Raw genomic sequence first — 16,438 nt, 5'->3', positions numbered from 1 at the left:
GCAGGGTGGGAATATTCCGCCGTTACTCTGATTCCGCGTCCAGCAGCTCGATGTTCAAACCGAGCGAGCGGATTTCCTTAACAAGAACGTTGAACGATTCCGGGATACCAGCCTCGAAATTGTCTTCGCCCTTAACGATGGCTTCATAGACCTTGGTCCGGCCTGCAACGTCATCCGATTTCACCGTCAGCATTTCCTGCAAGGTGTAAGCGGCGCCGTAGGCTTCCAGTGCCCAAACTTCCATCTCCCCGAAGCGCTGACCACCAAACTGTGCTTTACCACCCAGCGGCTGCTGTGTGACGAGCGAGTATGGCCCGGTGGAACGCGCGTGGATTTTGTCGTCCACAAGGTGATGCAGTTTCAGCAGGTATTTGACGCCAACCGTTACAGGTCGTGCGAACTGCTCGCCTGTGCGGCCATCAAACACGATGGACTGACCAGAGGTTTCGAAACCGGCACGCGTCAGCGCATCGTTCACGTCAGCCTCTTTTGCGCCGTCAAAAACAGGTGTCGCAATCGGCACACCGTTGGTGACGTTACCAGCCGCTTCAAGGAACTCTGTTTCCGTCATGTCTTCAATGACTTCAGCATAGAGATCATCGCCATAAGCGGTTTTCATCGCGGCCTTCACAGGGGACATATCCCCCGTCCGGCGATAGTCGCGCAGGGCTTCGGAAATGCTTTGACCCAAGCCGCGTGCGGCCCAACCCATATGCGTTTCCAAAATCTGACCCACGTTCATCCGCGATGGAACACCCAGCGGGTTCAAACAGAAGTCAACCGGCGTACCATCGGCAAGGAACGGCATGTCTTCGATCGGAACAACGCGGGAGATAACCCCTTTGTTGCCGTGACGACCCGCCATTTTATCCCCTGGTTGCAGTTTGCGTTTCACCGCGATGAAGACTTTGACCATCTTCATCACACCTGGCGGCAGATCGTCACCACGACGGACTTTTTCGACTTTATCCTCGAAACGGGCTTCCAGTGCTTTCTTCTGCACTTCGTATTGCGCGTTCAGGGCCTCAACCTCGGCGGCGTCCTTGTCGTCAGACAAGGCCAGTTGCCACCACTGGCCGCGGCTCAGGCTTTCCAGCAATTCTGCGTCAATGGTCGAACCGGCTTTAACACCTTTTGGACCTTTAACAGCAGCTTGGCCTTCCAGCAAAGAGCGCAAACGGGCGTAGATGTTGCGATCAAGGATCAGCATTTCATCGTCACGGTCACGGCTCAGGCGTTCAACTTCTTCCCGCTCGATCTGCAGCGCACGTTCGTCTTTTTCAATGCCGTGGCGGTTGAAAACACGAACCTCAACTACAGTACCGTAATCCCCGGGTGGCAGACGCAAGGATGTGTCACGCACATCGGATGCTTTCTCCCCAAAGATGGCGCGCAGAAGTTTTTCTTCCGGTGTCATCGGGCTTTCGCCTTTTGGAGTGATTTTACCAACCAGAATATCCGCAGGACCAACCTCGGCACCAATGTAAACGATACCGGCTTCATCCAGATTACGCAGGGCTTCTTCGCCTACGTTTGGAATATCACGGGTGATTTCCTCTGGCCCAAGTTTCGTGTCACGGGCGGCAACTTCAAATTCTTCGATGTGGATTGATGTGAACACGTCGTCTTTCACGATACGTTCAGAAATCAGGATCGAGTCTTCGTAGTTGTAGCCGTTCCAAGGCATAAACGCGACGAGGATGTTTTTCCCCAGCGCCAGTTCACCCAGATCAGTGGACGGACCATCGGCAATAACTTCGCCGCCAGATACTTTGTCGCCAACTTTCACCAACGGGCGTTGGTTGATACAGGTGTTCTGGTTCGAACGTTGGAACTTGCGCAGACGATAGATATCCACACCCGGATCGCCCGGCTCCAGATCTTCGGTCGCACGTACAACAATCCGCATCGCATCAACTTGGTCGATGATACCACCACGGCGCGCCGTGATCGCAGCACCGGAATCCCGTGCAACAACTTCTTCGATGCCAGTCCCCACGTAGGGCGCTTCGGCCCGTACAAGTGGAACAGCCTGACGTTGCATGTTCGATCCCATCAATGCGCGGTTGGCGTCATCGTTTTCAAGAAAGGGGATCAAAGACGCCGCAACAGACACCAGCTGTTTTGGTGAAACGTCGATATAGTCGATGTTGGCAGGCGCGGTCAGCAAATATTCCCCAGCCTGACGCGAAGACGCCAGATCATTGGTGAATTTACCATCCGCATCCAGTTGCGCGTTGGCCTGCGCCACAGTGTAGCGCATTTCTTCGGTGGCCGACATGTACTGAACTTCGTCAGTCACATGCGAATCGGTCACTTTGCGATACGGTGTTTCGATGAACCCGTATTTGTTCACCCGCGCAAAAGACGCCAGAGAGTTGATCAAACCAATGTTCGGACCCTCGGGTGTTTCAATCGGACACATACGACCGTAGTGCGTTGGATGCACGTCGCGCACCTCAAAGCCGGCACGTTCGCGGGTCAAACCCCCAGGCCCAAGCGCAGACAGGCGACGCTTGTGCGTCACTTCGGACAGCGGGTTGGTTTGGTCCATGAACTGCGACAACTGGCTAGAGCCGAAGAATTCACGAACGGCAGCCGCAGCAGGTTTTGCGTTGATCAGGTCTTGCGGCATGATCGTGTCGATTTCGACAGAGGACATCCGTTCCTTGATCGCACGCTCCATCCGCAGCAGGCCAACACGGTACTGGTTTTCCATCAGCTCGCCAACGGAACGCACACGACGGTTACCAAGGTGGTCAATATCGTCGATGTCGCCCTTGCCATCGCGCAGATCAACCAACGCCTTAATCACGGCGATGATGTCTTCTTTGCGCAGGGTGCGTTGGGTGTCTTCTGCATCAAGTTGCAGACGCATGTTCATTTTCACACGACCAACAGCAGACAGGTCATACCGTTCGCTGTCAAAGAACAACGTGTCAAACAAGGCACTTGCGGCTTCAACGGTGGGTGGCTCACCCGGACGCATAACGCGGTAGATATCCATCAACGCCGTGTCGCGGTGGTGGTTTTTATCAACAGCCATTGTGGTGCGGATGTAGGGGCCAACGTTGATGTTGTCGATGTCCAGCGTTGGAACCTCGGTCACACCATTGTCCAGCAACAACGGAATTGTGCCGCCGTTGATTTCGCCGTCTTTATCGTATTCGATCGTCAGCTCATCGCCCGCTTCAACCCAGATTTCACCGGTTTCTTCGTTGATGATGTCTTTGGCCGAATAGCGTCCTGCCAGATGTTCGAAAGGCACAAGGATTTCGGAAACCTTGTCTTCGTCTTTCAGCTTTTTAACAGTCCGTGGCGTTACCTTTTTGCCCGCTTCCGCAATCACTTCGCCAGAGCTGGCGTCAATGATGTCGTAAGTTGGCTTGGTGCCGCGAATCCGGTCCGGGAAGAATTTGGTTGCCCAACCGTTCTTCTTCTTAACCAGCGAGTAGTTCACGGTATCATAATAGGCATCACAAATGCCTTCCTGATCCAGACCCAGCGCATAAAGCAGGGTGGTCACAGGCAGTTTACGACGACGGTCGATCCGCGCGAAAACAACGTCTTTCGCATCAAATTCAAAGTCGAGCCATGACCCACGGTACGGAATAATCCGCGAGGCAAACAGCAATTTACCGGAGGAGTGGGTTTTACCCTTGTCGTGGTCAAAGAACACACCTGGGGAGCGGTGCATCTGGGAAACGATAACCCGCTCTGTGCCGTTCACAACAAACGTGCCGTTGTGCGTCATCAAAGGCATATCGCCCATGAACACGTCTTGTTCTTTGATGTCTTTTACAGATTTCGCGCCTGTATCTTCGTCGATATCAAACACGATCAACCGCAGTGTCACCTTCAGGGGGGCACTATAGGTCATGTCCCGTTGCTGACATTCTTCAACGTCATACTTTGGACGTTCCAGTTCGTATTTCACGAACTCCAGAATTGCTGTTTCGTTGAAATCCTTAATCGGGAAAACCGATTGGAATACGCCTTGAATACCTTCGCCATCCGTATGGGTCGCTTGATCACCAGAGCGCAAGAAAAGATCATATGAACTTTTCTGAACTTCGATCAGGTTTGGCATATCCAAAACTTCACGAATTTTGCCATAGTATTTACGGATACGTTTAAAGCCAGAATGGGTCTGAGCCATGCGCGTCGTCACCTTATTTTAATGTTCACCTGTCACAATCGTTGGGCACCGATTGATCTTGGTCCCATCAACACGAGGATAATTCCATTCTTGCAAAAGTTCCCAAACCTTCGCACCCGAATTAGTCCCGCGTCTTTCAAGAGGTCTGGGAATCAGGCCCCTTGAAAGACGCGCCTTTACAGACGTGAGCGGCTGAACCCGCATTTTTGCGGATTCAGCCATTTTTTCAGTGTACCGAACCGAAGTTCGGACCAAATTATTTGAGTTCGATTTCAGCGCCAGCTGCTTCCAGCTTGGCTTTGATTTCTTCAGCTTCAGCTTTGGTTGCGCCTTCTTTGACAGCTTTGCCGCCAGCTTCAACCAGATCTTTAGCTTCTTTGAGGCCCAGACCAGTGATGGCGCGAACTTCTTTGATGACGTTGATTTTCTTGTCGCCAGCGGCTTTCAAAATTACGTCAAACTCGTCTTTTTCTTCTGCAGCTGGGCCAGCATCTGCTGCGCCTGCAACCATTACAGCGCCGCCAGCAGCTGGCTCGATGCCATACTCGTCTTTCAGCAGTGTTTTCAGTTCTTGTGCTTCCAGCAGGGTCAAACCTACGATGCTTTCAGCGAGTGCTTTGATATCAGCCATTTGATATTTCCGTTCAGTTTAAGTTGTGTTTTCCGGTGTGGTTTTTGTATTCGCCAACCGGCCTCACATTTGCAGTTGTTTTTATGCAGCCTCTGCCCGTTCCTCGATCGTCGAGAGGATACTCGCGATGTTGGAGGCAGGCGCGCCAATCGCACCAGCGATATTGGAAGCAGGTGCCCCGATGCAACCAACGATAGAAGCGATAAGCTCCTCGCGGGAAGGCATAGCGGCAACGGCTTTCACACCGGCAACGTCAAGAAGGTTATCCCCCATAGAACCACCAAGAATGACAAGCTTAGCGTTGTCCTTGGCAAAGGCTTCTGTGGCTTTCGCCGCAGCTACCGGATCTTCGGAATATGCGAAAACGGTCATACCTGTTAACAGGTCTTTAATGCCTTCACATGGGGTGCCATCAAGAGCGATTTTGGCGAGCTTGTTTTTGGCAACACGCACAGCACCACCGACTTCACGCATACGCGCACGGTAGTCCTGCATTTCTGCAACTGTAAGACCGACATAGTGAGATACGACCACTACACCAGAGTCCGTGAAGATTTGGCCGAGTTCTCCGACCAGTGCTTCTTTTTGGGCTCTATCCACAGTATTGCTCCAAATTATGGAGGACTTGCGCCCTCCGGCTCGTTTTCACCAGATTTGCCGAAGCATTTCTGGCACTTAGGGTCCTTAATTACGGTTCCCTCCCAAATCACCCGAGGCTCTCACCACGTGTATTTTGTTCGTTCCCCGTCTCAGGCAAGAAATTAAGCAGGAAACCTGCACTCACCGTCTTGGACGAAAGCAGAAAAAGCGCACGACGAATCGTACGCTTTACTGCGTCGCTTTACCTAACCGCCTGACATCGGAATGCCAAGCCCCCTGCAACAGATATACGCCGGTTCCGGCAATTTTCTGCGCCAAGGCGGCCCTTCGGGTCAAGCCGCATGCAGGGGCACACCGTTTTTTACGTGGCGCGCAATCAGATTCGCAATCTTTGGTCCCTTAACAATGGGACGCGCAGGTTGGCCAGCAGTGTGGATCAGACCCGGAAAAAGAGTCATAATTTCTAGCACACTGCCCAGTCCAACTGCATATAGCGCCTGCTTGCCCGTCATCAAGGACTCTGTCGGCATGCCGTTGGCAAAGATCACCTCATGGTGATCAAGCAGCAGATGGTGGTAGGTTACATCTTCTGCAGTTATAGCCAATGTGACCCCATCAAGGGCTAACAATGTTTTTGCGGCGACAAAAACCTCGCTCGCGCCAGTCATGCGGCGCACAATTTTTGAACGGATCAAAATACGATGCTGCTGTGACACCATCAAATCGGTCCGCGGGACCCCACCACCGAGCGCCCCTGCCGAAATACACACCGGCGTCATTGCGCCCGCAGCACGGGTTTGCGCCCGTCCGATCCAACGAATGGGCTGCATCCCGTTATCTTGCGTACGCACCAGATCCCCAACAGAAAGGTGCTGCACGGGCAATTCCCCCGCTGGGGTTGTGATCATCACATCATCGGTAAAACAGGTGACATAATTGGTTGTCTGACGGGAACCGGTCATCCCTGAAAATTCATTACTTAACAGACTATCCAGCGTCAGGGATCGGATCGGCGCCGCCTCTAGCGCGGCCTGATCCGCATTCGCGGAAAATTCCGGCGCAAGATAAGTATTCCCATCTGTATCCTGAAAAACCACTGCCGTGATATTCGATGTTGTGCCGTCGATGTAAGTAATCGTCGCATTATAGACCACGGCGGAATCAAACGTTTGCTCCGCCCCGCCATCCAATCGAAATGTTTCGGCAGGGGCATTATTCTGATCGTAGGCGGTATTTGTTCCGCCCGTATATCCTGTTGATCCCGGTGAAAACTCCTGAACGCGGGCCGCCAGCGCATCAGATTGCCCACCAAAGGTCATCCCCACCAGCGCAGAGGCGTTTTCAGCATCATTATCCCCATCAACGGTGTCGATATCCGTTAGATTCCCCAAAAACAGAACGTTAAAAATATCAGGCATTCTTCCCCTTTCCGCAAAAGCAGTCGCAGTTTCAAAGCTAGAAAACCATGTAAAGGATACTAAACCCTCAACATCGTTGATGATTAGCTGGCGCAGAGCAAATCAAGCCGGAAAAAACACTGGGGCATTTGCCAAGCCACTGTTTTCTGCACATTTATTCATAGCAATTTTTTACAGAGAATGCGTCTAAAATTGGAGTCGCCACCCGAAAACCGCGGATAACCGCCCAAGGAAAAGGGGCAGACGGTTTACCCGCTGCCCCAAATCAAAAACTATTTTGCCCTAAGTCAGTGACTTAGTCAGCAAGCGTACCAGCAACATCAACGGATACACCTGGGCCCATTGTAGAGCTAAGGTTAATACGTTTCATGTAAGAGCCTTTGGAGCCTGTTGGCTTGGCTTTTTGGACAGCCGAAACAAACGCTTTTACGTTCTCAACCAGTTGCGCTTCGCCGAAAGAGGCTTTGCCGACACCGGCGTGAATGACACCAGCTTTTTCAACTTTGAACTGAACTTCGCCGCCTTTGGCAGCTTCAACAGCGGCCTTAACGTCCATCGTTACCGTACCCACTTTTGGGTTTGGCATCAGGTTGCGTGGGCCAAGAACTTTACCCAGACGACCAACGATTGGCATCATATCAGGTGTTGCGATACAACGATCAAACTCGATCTTGCCGCCCTGAATGATTTCCATCAGGTCTTCGGCACCAACGATGTCTGCACCGGCTGCAGTTGCTTCTTCTGCTTTTGGGCCCCGTGCAAAAACTGCAACACGTACAGTTTTGCCTGTGCCGTTTGGCAGGGTCACAACGCCGCGAACCATTTGGTCAGCGTGGCGTGGATCAACACCCAGGTTCATCGCAATTTCAACAGTCTCGTCGAATTTTGCTTTTGCGTTGGATTTCACCAGCGCAACAGCTTCTTCTACGGACAGGTTTTCTTTGCCAGCGAATTCTGCACGAGCGGCAGTTGTTCTTTTACCATACTTAGCCATTACTTCACCTCGATGCCCATAGAACGGGCAGAACCCAGAATGATCTTCATCGCAGCTTCGATGTCGTTTGCGTTCAGATCTTTCATTTTCGCTTCGGCGATTTCTTTGATCTGGGCCACGGACACGGAACCAACAACTTCACGTCCAGGCAATTTCGCGCCGGACTTCAGTTTGGCAGCTTTGCGCAAATAATAAGACGCAGGCGGAGTTTTGATTTCCATCGTGAACGATTTGTCCACGTAGTAGGTGATCACTGTCGGGCAAGGTGCACCTGGCTCAAGGTCAGCTGTTTTTGCGTTAAACGCTTTACAGAATTCCATGATGTTGATGCCCCGTTGACCCAAAGCTGGACCGACTGGTGGGGATGGGTTGGCTTGACCTGCTTTAACTTGCAGCTTCATCTTGCCAGCAATTTTTTTAGCCATTACGGCCTCCTTTATCATCGGTGGATTTGCACCCACCCTACAAGCGATAACGCGTTACCGCTCTTTGGTTAGCGTGGTTCGGATCACAGCGCGCGCGCTGCTTTCCTCCCACAAACGAACGGGCTTTCACCCGCATAGCAGGGTTTCCCCTGCCGACCACTCAGGTTTGTTTTGAAACCTGCGTGTATTCCAGTTCGACCGGCGTTGCGCGGCCAAAAATCGAAACAGTTACTTTCAGACGGGAATTGCCTTCATCCACGTCTTCGACCATGCCAGAGAAGCCTTCAAACGGACCGTCGGTCACATTCACGTTTTCACCCACTTCGAACGAGATCAGCGTGCGTGGACGTTCGGCACCTTCTTCCACTTGGTTCAGGATCGAGGCAACTTCACGGTCGCGCATCGGGCTTGGTTTGCCGGGTTGCCCCAGAAAGCCGGTGACGCGGTTGATGTTGTTGATCAGGTGATAGCCCTTTTCGGACATTTCCATGCGCACCAGCACATAGCCCGGCATAAAGCGGCGTTCGGTCGGAACCTTTTTACCACGGCGCACCTCGATCACTTCTTCGGTCGGAACCAAAACCTCTGCGATTTCGTCCTCAAGACCTTCTTGAGCAACCGCTTCTCTGATCGCTTCGGCAATCTTTTTCTCAAAGTTTGAGAGCACAGAAACCGAATACCAACGTAACGCCATTTCGCCTGACACCTTTGCCACGGCGGGACATCCCGCCAAAATTCATTCAATTACAGATGCTTACACACCGCGAACCCGACAGAAAAAGGGCGCACAATCCGAATCTATGCACGCCATTTCAGTTGGGATGGGGCCGTCTACCCTGCCAGAGCGCTTAATTCAAGCCGCCATTGACAGAATAGTGGACAGGATCAATTGCGTGACCTGATCAATTGTAAAGAAAAACACTGCGAACAGAAAGGCCATGACAAAGACCATACCGGTCGTGATCACCGTCTCGCGACGGGACGGCCAGACGATCTTGGCAACTTCGGCCCGAACCTGCTGCGCGAACTGCAATGGATTTGTGACAGCCATGTCCGGCTCCTATTTTACGTGCAAGCGTTCAGATACGCGGGAAAATGACAAAGTTCAAGAGCCTCTGTGTCACGGGCCAGTGAACTGCAAAAGGATTGATGGCCAGAGAATAACATGGGCGCCTTATGCCATCCCCTGCCCCAGCAATTCCGCTTCATACCCTTTCAGGCTGAAACGGGCGGCAGGGCCATAGGCGGTGGGGGCTTGCTCCAATTCGGGGAATAGGGCCAGAATTTCACGGCGTGCCTCGTGCGAGACCGCACCCAAGGCGATTTCGCCGGGGTGAAAGCTCTCGGCCCGCGCACCGTTGGCGTGGACGATTTGATGGCTGTCAAACAGCATGTGGAAATATTCCACCTCTGCCAGTTGCGCGCGGTATACACCGTCCCAACTAAGCAGATATTTCGCGGGCACCAAAACCTCGGTCTGGCCGAACAGCAATTCCGCTGCGGGGCCAGATACCAGCATACGATGCTGCGGGCTGACCGTCAGATCTGAATGGTTGCCAAGCGTGTCTTTGGCGATGGTAATAGGTGCTAAATCACCCGTGGCAGGCACCGTGCGCGACCCGATCCAGCGGATTTGCTGCAACCCGTGATCCAGCGTCAGGATTTGATCGCCACAGACCAGATCCTCAATCGGCTTTTCACCGCTATGGGTCAGGATTTTTGTACCTTTCGCAAAGCAAATGATGTTCTCGATCTCGGAAAAATCCACCCGCGTGCCGTCCAGCAGATAAGCATAGCCCGTCAGCCCGCCAGTGGCGTCATCCGCATCGGTAATGACCAACGAACCTTTGTCCAGTTCGCCATTGAAATCCAGCGTGTCCCCGCCCGCTTCATCGCCTTCGCCGCCCACAATGGTGGTGCCACCTGTTTGGTTCTGCGCCGCGTCGATGATGAATGTGTCATCCCCGTCGCCGCCAAAAGCCAGATCGGAATTGCCCAGATAAAGGATGTCACTGCCCGCATCCCCGTGCAATGTGTCCGCACCATTGCCACCTGTGATGGTATCCGCGCCTGCGCCGCCATACAGCAGGTCGGCTCCTGCGCCGCCATCAATGGAATCCGCATCCGCGCCGCCGTAAACCGTGTCCGATCCCGCACCGCCCGACAGTGAATCCGCGCCGCTGCCGCCAAACACTGTGTCGTTGCCGCCACCGCCGTCAATACTGTCTGCCCCGTCGCCCCCTTGCAGGGAATCCGCACCCGATCCCCCGATCAACGTGTCATCGCCTGCGCCCGCATCCACGGATACACCGCTGGTTGTAGCCGAAGCATCCACACTGTCGCTGGAACTGGTCAGCGTCAGGTCTTCAATCTCTGAAAAGGTAACAGAATCGACGCCTTGGGTCAGGCTTCCTGCTTCATTCCCTGTGTAGACAACATCCACACCCGCCGCCAAACCAGAGGCATCAATCGTATCGCTGTCCTGCCCGCCTTCGCCGCCAGTCACAGTGTCATTGCCAAAACCGTCCGTCAGCACAAAGCTATCCGCGTCATCACCGCCAAACAGCGTGTCATCGCCGCCAAGACCGGTCAAAACGTCCTCGCCTGCGCCGCCGTAAAAGATGTTGGTGAAATCGCCGCCCTGTCCGTCGAATCCGGTCAAAGTATCGCCGTAGTCCGAGCCGATCAGCCCGTCGATACCGCTATAGGTATCCCCCGTTGCATCGCCGCCCGATCCGGTGCCCGTGGACAGATCAACCGTCACCCCTTCGTCCGAACTGCTGTAGTCCGCGTAATCCATGCCGGACCCGCCAAACAGCCCATCCCCGCCTGCGCCACCCGCCAGCGTGTCGTCGCCCGTGCCCCCGAAAAGCGTATCCGCACCCGATCCGCCGATCAGGGAATCCGCGCCGTCCCCTGCATCAATCGTCACCGATGTGCTCGCCGCCGAGGCATCTACAACGTCATCTTGCGCCGTCAGGATCAGGGTCTCAATTTCTGAAAAACTGGCGATCTGCCCCGTGCCATCGTCAATGGTACCAGCTTCATCCCCGGTGTAGGTTACATCCACACCACTGGTCAGCGCCGAGGCGTCAATGGTGTCATTGTCTGTTCCCCCTTCGCCGCCGATGATGCTGTCATTGCCCAGCCCGTCGCCCAGTTGAAACACATCCGCATCGTCACCACCAAACAGCGTGTCGTCGTCTTCGCTGGCGTTGATCGTATCTGAACCCGTGCCACCATAAACCGTGTCACTGTCCAGCCCTGCATCAATGCTGTCATTGCCCGCGCCTGCATCAATCACATCGCTGTTGGCGCCAATGGGAATCGCTTGGAAATGAATGTCGGTCAGCAACATTTTCTGGGAGGCATTGCCCAGATTGTCATAATCGATCAAAATATAGGCCACCGGACCCGGGATTTCGACCATCACCGACCCTTGAGCTTCGTTCTCGGTGTCATTGCCCGAACCAGCGGTAATCACACCACCGGATTCGGTCTCATTGCCCAGAATGGTGATATCGACCGTGATCTCATTCCCGTCAGCATCAAAGGCTTTGATTCCGACCACATCCTGCCATCCGGCCGTATCCAGATCGTTGATGAAAAATTTAACGTTTTCCACTTCATCCTGATAGCCCGACCCGCTTGCCGAAGAAAAATCAATCCGCGTGGTCGACGTATCGCCAACCCCGCCAGAGCCGCGGATTTCCACGCCAGAGGTGCGATCAAACGACGGATCCCCGCCTGCGTATTGCGTCCCGTGTTCCAACGAAATTTCTTCGGAGTTGCCGTCATCGGTGAAGGAAATATCAACCTCGATACCGCTGACCGTGTCACTAACGCCGCCGGAAATATCCTGCTCGTCCGCGCCCTGTGCCTGCCAACTAAACACAGCATCAACCGGCGGGCTGGTGGGGCTGTCTTCGCCGTCCACCACATCCCCGTCGGCATCACCGTTATAGCTGCCGTTGATCACATCATCGCCGGATGTGCCCGAAACAATCCCGTCGCTCAGGTCGGATTCATAATCTGCAAAGGAAAAGACAGCATCCCCCGCCTGCGCATCGGGTTCGTCATCAAAAGCGATGGTGCGATAGCTATGCCCAACGACAAGCGGTTGTTCTGACAGGGTATAATAGCCACTCGCATCACCGGATTCCACGTGAAAGGTGACCAACTGAAAGATTTCGCCGGTGGTTGTGTCTTCAACCGTCCAGACTTCCTCGGCGCTGACCCCCACACCGTTTGACGTTTCCCCGCCGATGGTAAAATTCACCGTCGCGGTTTCACCTGCGGTGTCGTCTTCCAGCGAAGCCCCTTCAATGCCAGAGCCATTGTCGGTAATCGTTGCTGTTCCACTGGAATGTTCCGGCCCGGAATACGTCCGCGTCCCGCCCGCATCCCGCGAGAAGGTGAAATACGGATCAAAATCGTATATCCCGACTGTATAGTCAGCCATCTGCTTGCCTCAAACCATCGGCGCAGGCGATTATCGCTCTTGTTTAGACACACCGATTGTTAAGGAAATGTCCCACCAGAATGTGGCAATTACGCGGCAGCGCCTTCTAAGCCATTGGAGAGTCAGCGCTAAATTGTGGCATAGCGGCAACAAAACAGCAATTACATTAGGAACGACACCCCAAGCCAAGGCGTTTAGGTGAGTGGAAGCATGACATGTTTTTGGTAATCAGATCGTTCAGAAATCAGCGTCCACCAGGCTTTCAACGCTGGCAAATCGGGTCGGTCAAATACCATCCTATGCCAACGATAAGCGGCACAGCCAAGCGGGATATCCGCCATAGTTATGTGCGCGCCGAGAATGTAGCGCCTCTGTTCCAGATGTTGATCCAGAATTGCCCAATAAGCAGAACATTCAGCTATGGCCGCGTTAATTTCCCCTTGGTCTTGAAGCTGCGGCTCTGTGCGAACCAATTGCCAGAATAGGGTCGTCATTGGCCGATGCAATGTGGTCTGATACCAATCCATCCATTGATTTGCGTGGCCTCGCTTTTGGGCATTATCAGGATACCAAGAGCCGCTTCTGGACTTGTCACACAAGTAGCGCACAATCGCATTAGATTCCCACAAAACATAATCCCCGTCGATAAGCGTCGGAATTTTTCCATTCGGGTTTTGCAAAAGGTAATCGGGGCGATCATTACCGCCGAACGCCCCCCCAACGTCATATCTGTCTGCTTTCAGACCAAGCTCTGCCAGACACCACATAACCTTTTGAACATTGACGGAATTTGGACGTCCAAGAACCTGCACAGTATTTTCCTCTTCGTCGCAGTTTATCTTGGTTATGGATATACACATCTTGATCCCATAAGACCCGTAAAAGAGTCCCGAGCTAACAACCGTAATGTAAGAACTGCCAACCGCACCTTAGTGTCATGGGTGGTCTTTAATCTGGCAGGGGCTGAGGGACTCGAACCCACGACCCTCGGTTTTGGAGACCGATGCTCTACCAACTGAGCTAAACCCCTAGAACCAGATTGACCCGTGGCGTAACGGCAAATGGGTTGTGATGCAAGAGGGGAAAACGGATTTGAAACGGCTTTATTGCGCGGCGGCCACGGGACGCTCTAGCGCAGCCAGTCCAGTTGTTTCACCAAGGCCCAAGGCGCGCCATAGTCTTGCCTGTCGCCGGTGTTCATTTGGTTCACCGTCACATGCAGGTTCAACACCAGCACCACCACCATCAAGGGCCAGGTCAGGGCCGCATCCAACCGCGCTATCGCCGTAGCATCACTGCGCAGCAGCGGAATCAGCACCAGAAACCCGACCAACACCGAAATGGCGCCAAAACGCACCACATCAAAGGCAATGATGTTCAGGCTTAGGGGCGCAACAATCGCTGCCACCAGCAGCAGTTTGGTCAGCCGCGATGCGGTCGCGGGCAGCAAGCGCAAGTTCAGCAGAATCAGCCAAACCGACATGGCCAGCAAGGGCAACCCGTCAAACAAAACCCAGCTGCGGTAATCCACCATGCCGCGCTTTTCCGACATCATCGCCAGATTATCCGATAAGCTGCGCTCCATCACCACGGTGGCCTCCGGCTCGGCGGTGAACTCGGATTTTGACTCTATGTGGGCGATGTAATCGGCCACTTCAGACTCGGGCAATTGCCCCCAGATCGTCAGCACACCAAAGGTGGCCAAGCCGACCAGCAAGGGGCTAAGGGCCACAGCCGCGCGGCGCAGGTTCGGACGTGCCAACCAGATATCATAGATCAGGAAGGGCACGAAGTAAGCCAGCATCACTTCATGCATGAACATACCCAAAGCCACGGCCAGACAGCGCAGTATGATCCCGAAAGGGCGCAGCGGATCGGTCAGCAGCGCGATCGACACCAGCCCGATCAGCGCCAGATCAATGTAACCAGTGCTGGCAATAATCGCGGAAAAGGCAAAGGAACAGACAAACAGCAACAACAACCGCGCCCCTGCAAAACTCTGCCCGAAAAAGCGGTATAATACGCCCAACAGCGCAGCCAACCCTGCCAGCGTCAATGCCGCGCTGGCGGCAAACACCTCGGCTTTGGATACCGTATCACCCCAATACAGGTTCAGCAGAGATCCCCAGAACCCGCGCCGTACCAGACCGTGATCGTAATCAAAAATAAGCACTGTTGCGGTGAAAGAATTGGGCGGGAACAGATTGCGCAACAGGGCCAGAAACACCACCGCCCAAATCAGCCGGATCACCCATTGCGGCGCTGTTTCAGACGAAGAAAGGGGCGTGTCTTTGGTCATGCCGATGCGGGGCCGTATTTTGAATATTGCACAAAGGTTTCAGGCGCTTATGGCACCAGATGTTCACGTATCAAACTAGAAGCAGATGTCTTGATGGCCTGACGGGCCTCAATAAATTCAATACCCAAAACCTCGGCGGCGGCGCTGTTGTCCAGCGGTACTTCCTGCCCGAGAGAGGGTAAAATCCCCGCGATTGCCTTGTCAAACAACCCCATCATCCGCATCACCCAATCGGGCGCAAGGCGGGTGGCGATCTTGCGATCTGGGTATTCGGCTTTTAACAACATCGCGATATCTTGCATCCACATAAACCGTTCAGACCCGATGAACCGGCTGCCGATGCTTTCGGGGCGCTGCAAGGCCCGCACATGCATTACCGCAATGTCGCGCACATCCACCACAGCCATGCCCAAGTTGGGCACCATCGGGTCTTTACCCGACAGGATCCGCGCGATCAGCTTCAACGAAGTGCCAATCGTCGCGTCCAGTGGCGGCCCCAGAACCAAAGAGGGGTTTATGGTGGTCAGTTTCATCTCGGGATATTCGCGCACAAAATTCCACGCGGCTTTTTCGGCCAGCGTTTTGGATTTTGAATAGGCGGTGGCAAGGGGAGAGTTACTTTCCGACCAATCGGTTTCATCATACCGACTGCGCCCAGCCGCCAGACGCTTGTTGTAAATCGCCGCCACGGACGATGTCAGAATCACCCGCTCCACACCCGCCTCTTGGGCGGCGCGCAAAGCCCGCAGGGTTCCGTCAACAGCAGGTTTGATCAGATCATCCTCGTCGCTGGGCGGGACCATCGGAAACGGAGAGGCCGTGTGCATCAGCGCGGAACAGTTCTTTAGCGCGACGTCCCAGCCTTCATCCGCGTTCAGGTCCAGTGAACAAAACGTCAAACGGGTTTCAAGGTCGTCGGTGTCTTTGGCATGGGCCACCATGGCGGCCATGATTTCATCCGTGCGTGCCGGATTGCGCACCGATGCGCGCACCTCAAAACCTTCGTTTAACAGCTGCAGTATGATGTGCTTTGCAATAAAGCCGGTGCCACCGGTGACAAGAATTTTCTTTTTACGTGACATCCAGTCCCCAAAAACACGTCTCACGTGTGAAATACAAACAGAGGATAGCAGGTCTTTTCCCGATGGGTAAGTCTGGATTTGCGGGAGTTTCCACGGTTTTCACAGGATGATCATGGGAAAATCCCAAATTCATCACGACCATTGGTAGAGCAATCCAACGACACGCCTGTCTTCAGGGGCGCGCTCCCTGAAACCCCGAGGTATTTCTGCTCAAAAGAAACAGGGGCCAGAACGCAAAACGGCCACCCTGCAGGATGGCCGTTCTTATTTTCTACCAACAATCCGGTAGAACCGGTTGGGTCATTTAGTCGAGGATTTTGGAAACAACACCGGAACCAACGGTGCGGCCGCCTTCGCGGATCGCAAAG

Annotated in this window: 12 protein-coding genes and 1 tRNA gene; all 13 read right to left on the bottom strand. The window is 53.8% G+C overall.

Going from position 1 to position 16,438, the window contains the following annotated elements; genetic code table 11:
• Window positions 1–22 precede the first annotated feature (22 nt).
• Window positions 23–4,159 (bottom strand): DNA-directed RNA polymerase subunit beta, encoded by a 4,137-nt coding sequence (rpoB, locus tag GGE09_RS23070; RefSeq protein ID WP_309748416.1) that lies wholly within the window; start codon window positions 4,157–4,159, stop codon window positions 23–25.
• Between the two features lie 256 nt (window positions 4,160–4,415).
• On the bottom strand, window positions 4,416–4,790 hold the full coding sequence (gene rplL / locus GGE09_RS23065) for a 50S ribosomal protein L7/L12 (RefSeq protein WP_309748415.1): 375 nt from the start codon (window positions 4,788–4,790) through the stop codon (window positions 4,416–4,418).
• An 81-nt stretch (window positions 4,791–4,871) separates the two neighbouring features.
• Complete coding sequence (rplJ, locus tag GGE09_RS23060; RefSeq protein WP_309748414.1) at window positions 4,872–5,390, bottom strand: 50S ribosomal protein L10; 519 nt, start codon at window positions 5,388–5,390, stop codon at window positions 4,872–4,874.
• 332 nt (window positions 5,391–5,722) lie between these two features.
• On the bottom strand, window positions 5,723–6,808 hold the full coding sequence (locus GGE09_RS23055; RefSeq protein WP_309748413.1) for a Hint domain-containing protein: 1,086 nt from the start codon (window positions 6,806–6,808) through the stop codon (window positions 5,723–5,725).
• Between the two features lie 295 nt (window positions 6,809–7,103).
• Window positions 7,104–7,802 (bottom strand): 50S ribosomal protein L1, encoded by a 699-nt coding sequence (gene rplA / locus GGE09_RS23050; protein ID WP_309748412.1) that lies wholly within the window; start codon window positions 7,800–7,802, stop codon window positions 7,104–7,106.
• Window positions 7,802–8,227 (bottom strand): 50S ribosomal protein L11, encoded by a 426-nt coding sequence (gene rplK / locus GGE09_RS23045; protein WP_309748411.1) that lies wholly within the window; start codon window positions 8,225–8,227, stop codon window positions 7,802–7,804. The genes rplA and rplK overlap by 1 nt, the downstream gene beginning before the upstream one ends.
• Before the next feature lie 160 nt (window positions 8,228–8,387).
• Window positions 8,388–8,921 carry a transcription termination/antitermination protein NusG gene (gene nusG, locus GGE09_RS23040; RefSeq protein ID WP_309748410.1) on the bottom strand — a complete coding sequence of 178 codons (534 nt, stop codon included), beginning with the start codon at window positions 8,919–8,921 and terminating at the stop codon, window positions 8,388–8,390.
• A 159-nt stretch (window positions 8,922–9,080) separates the two neighbouring features.
• Window positions 9,081–9,278 (bottom strand): preprotein translocase subunit SecE, encoded by a 198-nt coding sequence (gene secE / locus GGE09_RS23035; protein WP_309748409.1) that lies wholly within the window; start codon window positions 9,276–9,278, stop codon window positions 9,081–9,083.
• Between the two features lie 123 nt (window positions 9,279–9,401).
• On the bottom strand, window positions 9,402–12,689 hold the full coding sequence (locus tag GGE09_RS23030; RefSeq protein WP_309748408.1) for a Hint domain-containing protein: 3,288 nt from the start codon (window positions 12,687–12,689) through the stop codon (window positions 9,402–9,404).
• 194 nt (window positions 12,690–12,883) lie between these two features.
• Complete coding sequence (locus GGE09_RS23025) at window positions 12,884–13,549, bottom strand: glutathione S-transferase family protein (RefSeq protein WP_309748407.1); 666 nt, start codon at window positions 13,547–13,549, stop codon at window positions 12,884–12,886.
• Window positions 13,550–13,643: 94 nt separating this feature from the next.
• Window positions 13,644–13,719: transfer RNA gene (locus tag GGE09_RS23020), tRNA-Trp, on the bottom strand.
• A gap of 99 nt (window positions 13,720–13,818) precedes the next feature.
• Complete coding sequence (locus GGE09_RS23015; RefSeq protein ID WP_309748406.1) at window positions 13,819–14,988, bottom strand: hypothetical protein; 1,170 nt, start codon at window positions 14,986–14,988, stop codon at window positions 13,819–13,821.
• Window positions 14,989–15,035: 47 nt separating this feature from the next.
• The gene (locus GGE09_RS23010; RefSeq protein ID WP_309748405.1) at window positions 15,036–16,070 is read right to left on the bottom strand and encodes an aldehyde reductase; all 1,035 of its coding nucleotides are present in this window, start codon (window positions 16,068–16,070) and stop codon (window positions 15,036–15,038) included.
• Window positions 16,071–16,438 lie beyond the last annotated feature (368 nt).

Source organism: Roseobacter sp. N2S (genome assembly GCF_031454055.1).
Lineage (GTDB): Bacteria > Pseudomonadota > Alphaproteobacteria > Rhodobacterales > Rhodobacteraceae > Amylibacter.
This window is presented reverse-complemented; position numbering and strand designations above follow the sequence as displayed.